The sequence below is a fragment of the Citrobacter sp. On2M genome (genome assembly GCF_018035235.1).
Classification (GTDB): domain Bacteria; phylum Pseudomonadota; class Gammaproteobacteria; order Enterobacterales; family Enterobacteriaceae; genus Citrobacter; species Citrobacter meridianamericanus.
On the sequence record NZ_WPCV01000002.1, the window covers coordinates 809,590 to 822,188 of the forward strand.

The 12,599-nt window shown below is 51.4% G+C and carries 13 protein-coding genes; 6 read left to right on the forward strand and 7 right to left on the reverse strand.

Annotation, left to right across the window (positions count from 1 at the left end):
• The first annotated feature begins 7 nt into the window (after positions 1 to 7).
• Both pdxK and On2M_RS05965 read left to right on the forward strand, forming a co-directional pair.
• Complete coding sequence (pdxK, locus tag On2M_RS05960) at positions 8 to 874, forward strand: pyridoxine/pyridoxal/pyridoxamine kinase (RefSeq protein ID WP_210904500.1); 867 nt, start codon at positions 8 to 10, stop codon at positions 872 to 874.
• Positions 871 to 1,110: a cytoplasmic protein gene (locus On2M_RS05965; protein ID WP_151217601.1), complete on the forward strand. Its 240-nt coding sequence runs from the start codon at positions 871 to 873 to the stop codon at positions 1,108 to 1,110. The genes pdxK and On2M_RS05965 overlap by 4 nt, the downstream gene beginning before the upstream one ends.
• A gap of 61 nt (positions 1,111 to 1,171) precedes the next feature.
• Here On2M_RS05965 and crr read toward each other — a convergent pair whose 3' ends face one another.
• The 5 genes from crr to cysZ form a co-directional block, all read right to left on the reverse strand.
• Positions 1,172 to 1,681, reverse strand: a complete 510-nt coding sequence (gene crr / locus On2M_RS05970; RefSeq protein WP_135723469.1) for a PTS glucose transporter subunit IIA — start codon at positions 1,679 to 1,681, stop codon at positions 1,172 to 1,174.
• Positions 1,682 to 1,721: 40 nt separating this feature from the next.
• A complete protein-coding gene (ptsI, locus tag On2M_RS05975; RefSeq protein WP_003038080.1) occupies positions 1,722 to 3,449 on the reverse strand; it encodes a phosphoenolpyruvate-protein phosphotransferase PtsI in 1,728 nt (575 codons plus the stop codon).
• A gap of 45 nt (positions 3,450 to 3,494) precedes the next feature.
• Positions 3,495 to 3,752: a phosphocarrier protein Hpr gene (gene ptsH / locus On2M_RS05980; protein ID WP_210904501.1), complete on the reverse strand. Its 258-nt coding sequence runs from the start codon at positions 3,750 to 3,752 to the stop codon at positions 3,495 to 3,497.
• Between the two features lie 383 nt (positions 3,753 to 4,135).
• Entirely contained in the window at positions 4,136 to 5,107 is a 972-nt protein-coding gene (cysK, locus tag On2M_RS05985) for a cysteine synthase A (protein WP_151217599.1), read from the reverse strand.
• A 163-nt stretch (positions 5,108 to 5,270) separates the two neighbouring features.
• A complete protein-coding gene (cysZ, locus tag On2M_RS05990; RefSeq protein ID WP_187253521.1) occupies positions 5,271 to 6,032 on the reverse strand; it encodes a sulfate transporter CysZ in 762 nt (253 codons plus the stop codon).
• 230 nt (positions 6,033 to 6,262) lie between these two features.
• Between cysZ and zipA the strand changes: the two genes are divergently transcribed.
• From zipA to On2M_RS06005, 3 genes are all read left to right on the forward strand, one after another.
• Positions 6,263 to 7,261, forward strand: a complete 999-nt coding sequence (zipA, locus tag On2M_RS05995) for a cell division protein ZipA (protein WP_151217595.1) — start codon at positions 6,263 to 6,265, stop codon at positions 7,259 to 7,261.
• A gap of 71 nt (positions 7,262 to 7,332) precedes the next feature.
• Entirely contained in the window at positions 7,333 to 9,348 is a 2,016-nt protein-coding gene (gene ligA / locus On2M_RS06000; protein ID WP_187253520.1) for an NAD-dependent DNA ligase LigA, read from the forward strand.
• Position 9,349: 1 nt separating this feature from the next.
• Entirely contained in the window at positions 9,350 to 9,568 is a 219-nt protein-coding gene (locus On2M_RS06005) for a DUF3820 family protein (RefSeq protein ID WP_003038102.1), read from the forward strand.
• Here On2M_RS06005 and On2M_RS06010 read toward each other — a convergent pair.
• Positions 9,565 to 10,563 carry a bile acid:sodium symporter family protein gene (locus On2M_RS06010; RefSeq protein ID WP_210904502.1) on the reverse strand — a complete coding sequence of 333 codons (999 nt, stop codon included), beginning with the start codon at positions 10,561 to 10,563 and terminating at the stop codon, positions 9,565 to 9,567. The two genes, On2M_RS06005 and On2M_RS06010, sit on opposite strands and share 4 nt — an antisense overlap.
• Positions 10,564 to 10,652: 89 nt before the next feature.
• Between On2M_RS06010 and On2M_RS06015 the strand changes: the two genes are divergently transcribed.
• A complete protein-coding gene (locus On2M_RS06015) occupies positions 10,653 to 11,579 on the forward strand; it encodes a LysR family transcriptional regulator (RefSeq protein WP_151217589.1) in 927 nt (308 codons plus the stop codon).
• Positions 11,580 to 11,604: 25 nt separating this feature from the next.
• On the opposite strand, the gene On2M_RS06020 is transcribed toward On2M_RS06015, so the two are convergent.
• A complete protein-coding gene (locus On2M_RS06020; protein WP_003847297.1) occupies positions 11,605 to 12,366 on the reverse strand; it encodes an outer membrane protein OmpK in 762 nt (253 codons plus the stop codon).
• Between the last annotated feature and the right edge of the window lie 233 nt (positions 12,367 to 12,599).

The following is a 12,599-nucleotide window of genomic DNA, read 5'->3' on the forward strand; positions in this document are numbered from 1 at the left end:
GAGATTTATGGAGCAGGGGAGTGATATTCAGTCAGTGCTCTTCGACGACAAGCATCGGGCGCTACAGACCGATATCGTCGCCGTCCAGTCACAGGTGGTGTATGGCAGCGTAGGCAACAGCATCGCCGTTCCGGCCATTAAAGCGCAGGGATTACGCGTGACGGCAGTCCCAACGGTGCTGTTCAGCAATACCCCGCATTATGAAACCTTTTACGGCGGTATTATTCCGACCGACTGGTTTAGCGGGTATCTCCGCGCCTTAAATGAGCGCGATGCCTTACGCGAGCTGAAGGCGGTGACCACGGGCTATATGGGTAGCGCAGAGCAAATCGCTCTGTTAGCAAAGTGGCTGAAAACGTTACAGATTACGCATCCAGGACTGTGCGTATTGGTCGACCCGGTGATGGGCGATACGGACAGCGGCATGTACGTAAAAGCCGAAATTCCGCAGGCCTACCGTCAGCACCTGCTGCCGCTGGCTCAGGGGTTGACGCCGAATGTGTTTGAGCTGCAAATACTGAGTGGAAAACCATGTAGTACGCTTGATGAAGCCATAACGGCGGCGCAATCTCTGCTTACCGAAACGCTGAAATGGGTAGTGATTACCAGTGCGCCGGGGAATACCGAAGAGATTATCAACGTTGCGGTGGTAACGGCTGAAACGGTTGAGGTGCTCGCACATCCGCGGGTGAAAACAGATCTGAAGGGGACTGGCGATCTGTTTTGTGCTGAGCTGGTGAGCGGTATTGTATTGGGTAAAAGGCTGACAACTGCGACGCACGATGCTGCACAGCGTGTGCTGGACGTGATGACGTGGACGCACCAGTGCGGTTGTGATGAGTTAATTTTGCCACCGTCAGGGGAGGCGCGATGAAGAGTTACCGGCTGGTGGTTCGCCAGAATGGGCGTATGGTTGGACATTTTGATACCAGCGGGATAACGGCGCTGGAAGATATCTGCGTGGCGCGGGCTATGTTCGGTATTGCGGGTGGTTACGACTGTGAGCTGTTAGTGGCGGATTCGGAACGACGGATGCTGGAGAGCGGGCCGGAGGGCATGAAAATCCTGATGCGTGAGGCGTATTATCGACCGATGACCACACACATTTAATGGCGGATGAGGTGTATAAAAAAATGGCGCCAATCGGCGCCATTCTTCTCTGCGGCAAGAATTATTTCTTGATGCGGATAACCGGAGTTTCACCCACGGTCACGCTACCGGACAGTTTGATCAGTTCTTTGATTTCGTCCATGTTGGAGATAACAACCGGAGTCAGGGTAGACTTGGCTTTATCTTCCAGCAGCGGCAGATCGAATTCAATAACCGGGTCGCCCACTTTCACGCGCTGACCTTCTTCAGCGATACGCTTAAAGCCTTCGCCTTTCAGTTCAACGGTATCAATACCGAAGTGAACAAACAGCTCAATGCCGCTGTCGGATTCGATAGAGAAAGCGTGGTTGGTTTCAAAGATTTTGCCGATGGTGCCGTCTACAGGGGCAACCATTTTGTTACCGGTTGGTTTGATAGCAATGCCATCACCAACGATTTTTTCAGCAAAAACTACATCCGGCACGTCTTCGATGTTGACGATCTCGCCAGAGAGCGGAGCAACAATCTCAATAGTTCCGGTGTCTTTCTTATCATCAGAAACCAGAGATTTCAGTTTATCGAACAAACCCATGATCTTCTCCTAAGCAGTAAATTGGGCCGCATCTCGTGGATTAGCAGATTGTTTTTTCTTCAATGAACTTGTTAACCAGCGTCATTAACTCGTCCGTTGTCGGTTGAGCAAGAGCCTGCTCTGCTAACACCTTCGCATCTTCGAAGTTCGTGTTACGGATAATCTTCTTAATGCGCGGGATAGAAATGGCGCTCATAGAGAATTCGTCCAGACCCATCCCCAGCAACAGAAGTGTAGCACGTTCGTCGCCTGCAAGCTCACCACACATGCCAGTCCATTTGCCTTCAGCATGAGAAGCATCAATAACTTGCTTGATCAGCGTCAGCACAGATGGCGACATCGGTTGGTAAAGGTGTGAAATCATATCATTACCACGGTCAACTGCCAGGGTGTACTGCGTTAAATCATTGGTGCCGATACTAAAGAAATCAACTTCTTTGGCTAAATGACGTGCAATTGTTGCCGCAGCCGGTGTTTCCACCATCACGCCAATCTCAATGCTTTCGTCAAATGCTTTACCTTCGTCGCGCAGTTCCTGTTTGTAGATTTCGATCTCTTTGCGCAGTGCGCGCACTTCTTCAACAGAGATGATCATAGGGAACATGATGCGCAGTTTGCCGAAAGCAGAGGCGCGCAAGATAGCGCGAACCTGGTCACGCAGGATCTCTTTACGATCCATGGCGATACGTACGGCACGCCAGCCCAGGAACGGGTTCTCTTCTTTCGGGAAGTTCATATACGGCAGCTCTTTATCACCGCCGATGTCCATGGTACGGACGATGACCGCCTGAGAGCCACAGGCTTCAGCTACGGCTTTATACGCAGCAAACTGTTCTTCTTCAGTCGGCAGCGATTCACGGTCCATGAACAGGAATTCGGTGCGGTACAGACCCACACCTTCGGCACCATTACGCTCAGCGCCTTCAACGTCACGAACGGTACCGATGTTGGCGCAGACTTCAACCTGATGTCCGTCCAGCGTGATAGCGGGGAGATCTTTCAGCTTAGCGAGTTCCGCTTTCTCGGTCGCAACCTGCTCCTGAACGGCGCGCAGTTGTTCAATAACGTCGTTGGTCGGATTGACGTAAACCTGGTTGTTTACGGCATCCAGAATCAGATAGTCGTCGTTTTTAACCTGAGAGGTGACGCTACCCGTACCGACGATGGCAGGCAGTTCCAGAGAACGCGCCATGATAGAGGTATGGGAAGTCCGTCCGCCCGCGTCAGTAATGAAACCCAGCACCTTGTTCAGGTTCAGCTGTGCAGTTTCTGACGGGGTCAGGTCTGCGGCTACCAGGATGACTTCTTCCTGAATAGCGCTGAGGTCGATAATTGCCAGACCCAGAATGTTACGCAGCAGGCGTTTACCGATGTCACGTACGTCGGCCGCACGTTCTTTCAGGTATTCATCATCCAGCTCTTCCAGGGCAGTGGCCTGTCCTTCGATAACTTCATGCGCAGCTGCATCAGCCGTCATGTGCTTATCTTTAATCAGGGCTATGATTTCCTGCTCCAGCTCCTCATCTTCGAGCAGCATGATATGCCCTTCAAAGATGGCTTCTTTTTCTTCACCGAACGTTTCACCAGCTTTGGTTTTGATCGCTTCCAGTTGCGCAGATGCCTTGGCACGACCGCTCAGAAAACGTTCAACTTCCTGATCAACCTTGTCGGCAGAAATTTTTTTCCGGTCAATGACGATCTCGTCTTCTTTCAGCAGCAATGCTTTACCGAAAGCGATACCCGGGGATGCTAAAATGCCTGAAATCATAACCCTACCTTACTTGTGACTGATATTTAAAAGAACTCGTTGAACTTACTCGAGTTCAGCCATCAGTTTAACCAGATGCTCAACTGCTTTCTGCTCGTCTTCACCTTCTGCGGACAGGGTAACAACGGTACCCTGAGTCAGGCCCAGAGTCTGCAGTTTAAACAGGCTTTTGGCGCTAGCGCTTTTGCCGTTGGAAGTCACAGTAATATCAGAAGAAAAGCCTTTTGCTTCTTTAACAAACTGAGCAGCAGGGCGAGTATGCAGACCGTTCGGAGCGGTAATGGTAACTTCTTGCTGGAACATTATATTTCCCCAACTTATAGGTTTAGTGTTGTGGAACTAAAGTCTAGCCTGGCGGTTCAACTTTAGCCTGTATTGTTAGCATCGGCGTAAACTGGACGCGACACAAAAGGAGTTCGGTGCAATCCGTTGCTGGCAACTTCTTGCCGCTGACGTTTCGTTCGTCATTAAACATTATGCCGCGAAAGGAAGAGTTGAACCAAATCATAAAATCGATTCAGCTAGCGCTTTTCCTGTAACGATTAATTTCGCGCATCAAAATAATTAGCTTGGTTAAATACCAGTTCTGGAGGGTTGAATCAATGCCAGGCGAGTTGAAACTTTGAAGCAGACCACAAAAAAGCACCCAAAAGGGTGCTTTTTTACGCGTTTTTAACATGCTGGCATTACTGTTGCAGTTCTTTCTCTGTGAAGAGATCGGCAAACAGTGCAGTGCTCAGATAACGCTCACCCGATGACGGTAGAATAACCACTATATTCTTATTGGTAAAGGTTTCATCTTCCTGCAGCTTAAGCGCGGCCGCAACGGCTGCACCAGAAGAGATGCCCGCCAAAATACCTTCTTCTTCCATCAGGCGACGCGCAGTAGAGATTGCCTCATCATTGGTGATGGCGACGACTTTATCGATAAGCTTCAGATCGAGGTTGCCTGGAATGAAGCCCGCGCCAATTCCCTGGATTTTATGTGGACCCGGTTTCAGCTCCTCACCCGCCAGCGCCTGGGCGATAACCGGGGAGTCGGTCGGCTCTACCGCGACGGTGATCAGATCCGTTTTACCTTTGGTGCCTTTAATGTAACGGCTTACGCCAGTCAGCGTACCACCGGTACCTACACCGGAAATAAAGACATCAACCTGACCATCGGTATCTTCCCAGATTTCCGGGCCGGTGGTTTTTTCGTGGATTTCCGGGTTCGCCGGGTTGCTGAACTGCTGCAGCAGCAGGAATTTTTCCGGATCGCTGGCGACAATTTCTTCAGCTTTCTGGATTGCGCCCTTCATCCCTTTTGCGCCTTCAGTCAGGACCAGATTCGCACCCAAAGCCTTCAACAGCTTGCGGCGCTCAATGCTCATTGTTTCCGGCATGGTCAAGGTCAGTTTGTAGCCACGGGCGGCAGCAACGTAGGCCAGTGCTATCCCTGTGTTGCCGCTGGTTGGCTCTACCAGTTCAACGCCAGGTTTCAGTACACCACGTTTTTCGGCATCCCAAATCATATTGGCACCGATACGGCATTTGACGCTAAAGCTGGGGTTACGTGATTCCACCTTCGCCAGAATGCGTCCGTTACCGATACGGTTCAGTCGAACCAGCGGCGTATGACCGATAGTCAGCGAGTTATCTTCAAAAATCTTACTCATGGCCTGTCCTTAACTGTATGAAATTGGGATACCGCTTCAGCATACCTGTTGAGAATGTATGGGGAAGTAAGGAATTCGCATATCTATATGCTGATGAGAAATAATGCTTTGCAGTATGGAATAAGAGCGGGCATAAGCCAGCCCGCTTTTGCACATTTTTGCATTACTTCCATAACGCATGCTTATCACGATAGCAGTCTACCCACATCGCCGTGGCACCACAAACTGCCACCGGCATGATGAACAGATTGAGTACCGGAATCATGGTGAACAGGCTGGTCAACGCACCAAACTGCATATTGGTCACCTTACGCGTGCGCAGCGCGACGCGCATTTCCTTAAAAGGAACTTTGTGGTTATCAAATGGATAATCGCAGTATTGAATAGCCAGCATCCATGCGCTGAACAGGAACCACAGTACCGGGGCGACGGTCTGCCCAATGCCCGGAATAAAATAGAGGATCAGCAACACGAAAGCGCGCGGGAGATACCATGCCAGCTTTTGCCATTCACGTTTCATAATGCGCGGAAGGTCTTTCATGATGCCGAGAACGCCTGTATCGGGAGGAGTTGCGCCCGTCAAGCGCGCTTCCAGCTGTTCCGCCAGCAGGCCGTTAAACGGCGCAGCAATCCAGTTGGCAAGGGTGGAGAACAGGTAACCGAACACCAACAGTACGGAGAGGGTTACAATCGGCCACAGTAAATAGCTGAGCCACTGTAGCCAGTCAGGGACGTGGCTCATCAGCGCGGGGATCCAGCTACCGAGTTGAGTAAATAACCACCAGAATGCGCCGCCCATCAGCAGGATATTCACCAGTAAAGGCAGAATAACAAAACGACGAATACCCGGTTGGGTGATGAGCTTCCATCCCTGGGAAAAGTAATAAAGGCCGCTGCGAGGTACAACTGCAGATGATGAAACCATGGTCAGGACATACTCCTTGTTATAAAAGCTCTGGTAAACTTTGCGTATCTTACCGGGTTGTTGAGCGTTAAGCTGTTCGGAAATGTTCGAAAAAACAGCAAAAAGCACAATTTTGTTCATCTTTATGCTGTGAAAGCCAAGAGTACACTTGCACTTGGCGTAATCGACAAATACTCTTAGTGAGTAAATGTTTGCCGTGGTGGCAAGGTGTTAGAACAACAGAGAATATAATGATGCAGGATTTGCGTCTGATATTAATCATTGTTGGCGCGATCGCCATAATCGCTTTACTGGTACATGGTTTTTGGACTAGCCGTAAAGAGCGGTCTTCTATATTCCGCGATCGCCCACTGAAACGCATGAAGTCTAAACGTGAAGACGAGGATTCGTTCGACGACAACGTCGAGGAAGACGAAGGCGTGGGCGAAGTTCGCGTTCATCGTGTGAATCATGCTCCCGGTAATGCGCAGGAACATGGTGTTCCTCCTCAGTCGCCGCAACACCAGTACCAGCCGCCTTATGCGTCTGCTCAGCCGCGTCAACCCGCGCAGCAGCCTGCGCAAGCGCCGGTACCGCCGCCGCATGTTCAACAGCCGCAGCCTGTGCAACCGCAGCAGCCGGTGCAACATCAGCCTGTTCCGCAGCAACCTGTCCAGCAGCCGATGCAGCATCAGCCCGTTGCGCCTCAGGTCCAGCAGTCCGTGCAGCCAGCGCCGCAGACCTTCCAGCCAGCAGAGCCTGTCGTTGAACATCAGCCGCAGCCTGAGCCGGTCGTTGAAGAAGCGCCTGTTGCTGAAAAACCGCAGCCTAAAGAGACGGTCATCATTATGAACGTTGCGGCTCATCATGGCAGCGAACTCAACGGAGAAGTACTGCTCAATAGCATTCAGCAGGCCGGTTTTAAATTTGGCGATATGAATATTTTTCATCGTCATTTGAGCCCGGATGGCAGCGGTCCGTCGCTGTTTAGCCTTGCTAATATGGTTAACCCGGGGACATTTGACCCCGAAATGACAGGCGACTTCAGTACTCCTGGCGTAACTATTTTTATGCAGGTTCCGTCCTATGGGGACGAGCTGCAAAACTTTAAGCTGATGCTGCAGTCAGCACAGCACATTGCCGATGAAGTTGGCGGTGTGGTGCTCGACGATCAACGTCGCATGATGACGCCGCAGAAACTGCGCGAGTATCAGGACCGCATCCGCGAAGTTAAAGAATCTCGCGCCTGATTTTCCTCTGGCGTGACATCTCCTTGCTAAACCCCCGCCTGTCGGGGGTTTTTTATCATTGATGGTGCGATATGGAATCAATCGAACAACAACTGACTGAACTGCGAACCACGCTTCGCCATCATGAGTATCTCTACCATGTGATGGACGCGCCGGAAATTCCCGATGCGGAATACGATCGTCTGCTGCGCGAACTCCGCGAGCTGGAAGCGCAGCATCCGGACCTTATTACACCCGACTCGCCAACACAACGCGTTGGTGCCGCTCCGTTAACGGCGTTCAGCCAGATTCGCCATGAAGTGCCCATGCTGTCGCTGGATAACGTATTTGATGAAGAGAGTTTTCTCGCCTTTAACAAGCGCGTACAGGATCGGCTAAAGCGTACGGATAAGCTGACCTGGTGCTGTGAGCTGAAGCTTGACGGGCTGGCGGTGAGTATTCTCTACGAAAACGGCGTACTGGTTAGCGCCGCAACGCGCGGCGATGGCACCACCGGGGAAGACATCACCTCAAACGTGCGTACCATCCGCGCGATCCCGTTAAAACTGCACGGCGATAACATTCCGACACGTCTGGAAGTGCGCGGTGAGGTGTTCCTGCCGCAAGCCGGATTTGAAAAAATTAACGACGAAGCCCGCCGCACTGGTAACAAAGTGTTTGCTAACCCACGTAACGCGGCGGCTGGGTCACTGCGTCAGCTCGATCCACGTATTACAGCGAAGCGACCGCTTACTTTCTTCTGCTATGGCGTTGGCGTACTGGAAGGCGGTGAGCTGCCTGATACCCATCTGGGTCGTCTGCTGCAATTTAAAGCGTGGGGACTGCCGGTGAGCGACAGAGTGGCGCTTTGCGACTCTCCGGAGGAAGTACTTGCTTACTATCATAAGGTTGAAGAAGACCGACCGACGCTGGGATTCGATATTGACGGCGTGGTGATCAAAGTCAACTCCATGGCCTTGCAGGAACAACTGGGTTTTGTTGCCCGCGCGCCGCGCTGGGCGGTGGCCTTTAAGTTCCCGGCTCAGGAGCAGATGACCTTTGTCCGCGATGTTGAGTTTCAGGTTGGACGTACAGGGGCAATTACGCCCGTTGCCCGCCTTGAGCCAGTGCAGGTGGCCGGGGTGCTGGTCAGTAACGCAACGTTGCATAACGCTGACGAAATAGAACGGCTGGGTTTGCGTATTGGCGACAAAGTCGTTATTCGCCGTGCGGGCGATGTCATCCCGCAGGTGGTGAATGTCGTACTTTCCGAGCGTCCGGAAGATACGCGCGAAATCGAGTTTCCAACCCATTGTCCGGTTTGTCACTCTGATGTTGAACGGGTGGAAGGCGAAGCAGTTACTCGTTGTACCGGAGGTTTAATCTGCGGGGCGCAGCGTAAGGAATCGTTGAAACACTTCGTTTCTCGCCGGGCGTTGGACGTTGACGGCATGGGCGACAAAATTATCGATCAACTGGTCGAGAAAGAGTATGTCCACACGCCTGCGGATCTCTTCACGTTGACCGCCGGTAAGCTGACCGGTCTTGATCGAATGGGGCCGAAGTCGGCGCAAAACGTAGTGAATGCGCTGGAAAAAGCGAAAGAGACCACATTTGCTCGTTTCCTCTATGCGCTGGGTATTCGTGAAGTCGGCGAAGCTACAGCTGCAGGTCTGGCGGCATATTTCGGCACGCTTGAGGCGTTGGAAGCGGCCTCTATTGAAGAGCTGCAAAAAGTGCCGGATGTCGGCATCGTGGTAGCGACGCACGTGTTTAATTTCTTCGCCGAAGAAAGCAACCGTGAGGTGATCGTGCAACTTCTGGCGCAAGGGATCCACTGGCCTGCGCCGGTGGTTATCAACGCTGAAGAAATCGACAGCCCGTTTGCCGGCAAAACGATTGTGCTGACCGGGAGCCTGAGCCTTATGTCGCGCGATGATGCCAAAGCTCGACTCACCGAGCTGGGCGCAAAAGTGGCGGGGAGCGTGTCGAAGAAAACCGATCTGGTGATTGCTGGGGAAGCGGCGGGTTCGAAGCTGGCAAAAGCGCAGGAGTTGGGCATTGCAGTGATCGACGAAGCTGAAATGATCCGCTTGCTGGGTGCTTGAGATGGAAAAAGAGCAGCTGGTAGAGATCGCCAATACCGTCATGCCCTTTGGCAAATATAAAGGGCGTCGGCTGATTGATGTCCCGGAAGAGTATCTGCTGTGGTTTGCCCGCAAGGATGAATTTCCGCCGGGCAAACTTGGGGAGCTGATGCAAATCACGCTGCTGATTAAAACTGAGGGGCTGACGCAGCTGGTTCAGCCCCTGAAACGCCCACTTTAGGCCTTCGCGGCGCGGCTCTTCTGCTGCGCCTGCAGCGCGTCCGTCTGTTGTTTGTAGCGACGCGCCAGCACGGCGCACACCATCAGCTGAATTTGGTGGAAAATCATCAATGGCAATACCATCATACCGATCACCGACGTCGGGAACAGGATGTTTGCCATGGGGATCCCATTCGCCAGACTTTTCTTCGATCCACAGAATACAATCGTGATTTCATCGGCTTTGCTGAAACCGCATTTGCGCGCAACAAAGACGTTGATAGCAATCACGATGGCCAGCAATATGATGCTGACAACCACGATAAACAGCAGTGAACCTACCCCCACTTTGTGCCAGATCCCATTAACCACGGCTTCACTGAAGGCGGAGTAAACCACCAGTAAAATGGAAGATTGATCCGTTTTTGCAATCCATTTTTTATGCTGTGACACCCAGTTGCCAATCCACGGTCGCGAGAGATGACCCAGCACGAACGGCAGCAGCAGCTGCAGCATGATTTTCCCCACCTGTTCCAGGCTGCCTTCTGCGCCATGCATATTCATGACCAGGCCTACCAGCAGTGGCGAAAGAAAAATACCCAGTAAGCTGGAGGCCGAAGCTGAACACACGGCGGCGGCAACGTTACCACCTGCCATTGAGGTAAAGGCGATAGCCGATTGCACCGTGGCTGGCAAAATACACAGATACAGGAATCCGGTGTACAGCATCGGATCAACGTTGACGGGGGCCCACCAGGCGAACAGAACGCCCAGCACCGGGAAAACAACAAACGTGCTGCACATTACCCACAGATGCAAGCGCCAGTGGCTACCGCCGGCAATAATTGCGTCACGAGAGAGCTTGGCCCCGTGCATAAAAAACAGCAGGGCAATGGCGGCGGTGGTCAAGCCTTCAAAGAAAGGCACAAAGCCACCTTCGGCCGGGAAAAACGACGCCAGCAAAACGACGGTAATCAGCGTTATCGTGAACGGATCAAGAATACGAAAAAGTTTCATAAAGACTCCTGAAATTCGGTAGCAACATTTTGCGTTTTTCCGTTTGAGAAATAAAATTGATTTATTGCATCCATATATGAATCGAATAGATGAATTACTCTCTGCGTCAGTTGCGTATCTTTGTCACCGTCGCCCAGGCCAAAAGTTTTAGCCGGGCGGGGGATATTATTGGCTTAAGCCAGTCGGCGGTCAGCCATAGCGTTAAAGAGCTTGAAGCTCAGACGGGGGTGCGCTTATTGGACAGAACAACGCGGGAAGTGGTGCTGACGGAAGCCGGACACCAGCTGGCGACGCGGCTGGAACGTATTCTGGATGAGCTGCACAGCACGCTGCGCGAAGCCGGTCAGGTGGGAACGCAGTTAACCGGTACAGTACGGGTTGCCGCCAGCCAGACAATCTCTGCTCACCTTATTCCGCAGTGTATTGCCCAGAGCAATCAGCTTTATCCGGCAATCGATTTTGTGCTGCATGACCGGCCACAGCAGTGGGTACTGGAGAGTATTCGCCAGGGAGAAGTAGATTTTGGTATTGTGATTGATCCCGGGGCAGTGACCGATCTGCAATGTGAAGCCGTACTGTCCGAACCGTTCCTGCTGCTGTGTCGCCAGGATCATCCGTTGGCCCAACGTGAGTGGGTAAACTGGCAGGATTTGTACCACGAACGTCTGGTGTTACAGGATTACGCTTCCGGCAGTCGACCGCTGATCGATGCGGCGCTGGCCCATTTCTCCATTGATGCCAATATTGTTCAGGAGATTGGTCATCCCGCCACGCTGTTCCCAATGGTTGAAGCGGGGATTGGCATCAGCGTTCTGCCCGCGCTGGCGCTCCCCTTACCGCAGGGGAGTCATCTGCAGGTTAAGCGCCTGACGCCGGTTGTTGAACGGCAGCTGATGCTGGCTCGACGTAAAAACCGCTCTTTATCAACCGCGGCTCAGGCGCTGTGGGATGTGGTGCGTATGCAGGCAAGTGCATTAACCGCCGGTCGTGCCCGCGATCCGCTGTATCAGATTTAATTATCTGTCCGACTGGGTTAATGTGTTAGAACAAGTATTTAAGAGAATAAATAATACCATCCTGCAGGAATGATTCTCCCAGTTTATTATCTGCGTAACGATACTGAATACCTGCGGTAAGATGCGGCGTCGCATTCCACCAGAAAGCGACTGCGCCGTTGATTCCGTCCTTACCGCCATTACCTGCCGCGTAGGTTTCATTGCGGTCAAATTCGTATTCGTTCCAGTTCGTTACGCTGAATTTCTCGCTGCCGAGCGAGAAGCTATATCCGGCCACCCAGCCCATTACATAACCATTATCCCCAGTATAATATGTCTGATCGGTATAACGTTTGGCAAAGAAGGGCTTAAACCAATACCCATTGCCTGTGAAATTATAACCTAACCCATAGAGAAACATATCATCATGGAAGTTAGCACGATTCGGCGAACCATAAGTTCCGTAAGCATGGAGATAGAGGTTTAACCCTGTATCACCAAGATAGATACGGTTGGTATTTTTGAAAGTGTAACGCTGTTCGCTGCCGGGTTTAGCGTGACGGCCATTGTAGAAATTCTCCCAATCGAAGAAGCCGTACATTTCTCCCCAGCTAAAGTTCGCTCCGCCTTCAAGCTCCAGATACCCAAAGTCATCTTTGTGTGATTTTTTACTGGTTTTTTCTGTAGTCTCTGATGTCCAGTCGAGATAATGCAGGCCGATATCGGCAAATCCACTTTTATATTCCGCATGGGATAGTGCGGGAATAATGAGTAAAGATGAGAGTGTCAGAGTAAAGAATTTTTTCATAGCATATTTCCCTATGCCAATAGTTATTAACAGGTTAATTAAAAAAGTGATTTATAAAAATATAAACAGCATATTGTTAAGATAAAGAGTAGATAACTACCAATACTGTTTTGCCTCTTTATTAATACAGAAGCGATCTAAATCCATCGATATCAAATGACTATTGATAGCACGTGAAAAGTGTATTGGTCAGCACAGGTCGAAGGTCGTTATAAAAAGGAGTCAAATTTAAA

Coding starts and splice junctions, on each gene's coding strand:
- pdxK (WP_210904500.1), top strand. CDS start 8: ATGGAGCAGGGGAGTGATATTCAGTCAGTGCTCTTCGACGACAAGCAT.
- On2M_RS05965 (WP_151217601.1), top strand. CDS start 871: ATGAAGAGTTACCGGCTGGTGGTTCGCCAGAATGGGCGTATGGTTGGA.
- crr (WP_135723469.1), bottom strand. CDS start 1,681: ATGGGTTTGTTCGATAAACTGAAATCTCTGGTTTCTGATGATAAGAAA.
- ptsI (WP_003038080.1), bottom strand. CDS start 3,449: ATGATTTCAGGCATTTTAGCATCCCCGGGTATCGCTTTCGGTAAAGCA.
- ptsH (WP_210904501.1), bottom strand. CDS start 3,752: ATGTTCCAGCAAGAAGTTACCATTACCGCTCCGAACGGTCTGCATACT.
- cysK (WP_151217599.1), bottom strand. CDS start 5,107: ATGAGTAAGATTTTTGAAGATAACTCGCTGACTATCGGTCATACGCCG.
- cysZ (WP_187253521.1), bottom strand. CDS start 6,032: ATGGTTTCATCATCTGCAGTTGTACCTCGCAGCGGCCTTTATTACTTT.
- zipA (WP_151217595.1), top strand. CDS start 6,263: ATGATGCAGGATTTGCGTCTGATATTAATCATTGTTGGCGCGATCGCC.
- ligA (WP_187253520.1), top strand. CDS start 7,333: ATGGAATCAATCGAACAACAACTGACTGAACTGCGAACCACGCTTCGC.
- On2M_RS06005 (WP_003038102.1), top strand. CDS start 9,350: ATGGAAAAAGAGCAGCTGGTAGAGATCGCCAATACCGTCATGCCCTTT.
- On2M_RS06010 (WP_210904502.1), bottom strand. CDS start 10,563: ATGAAACTTTTTCGTATTCTTGATCCGTTCACGATAACGCTGATTACC.
- On2M_RS06015 (WP_151217589.1), top strand. CDS start 10,653: ATGAATTACTCTCTGCGTCAGTTGCGTATCTTTGTCACCGTCGCCCAG.
- On2M_RS06020 (WP_003847297.1), bottom strand. CDS start 12,366: ATGAAAAAATTCTTTACTCTGACACTCTCATCTTTACTCATTATTCCC.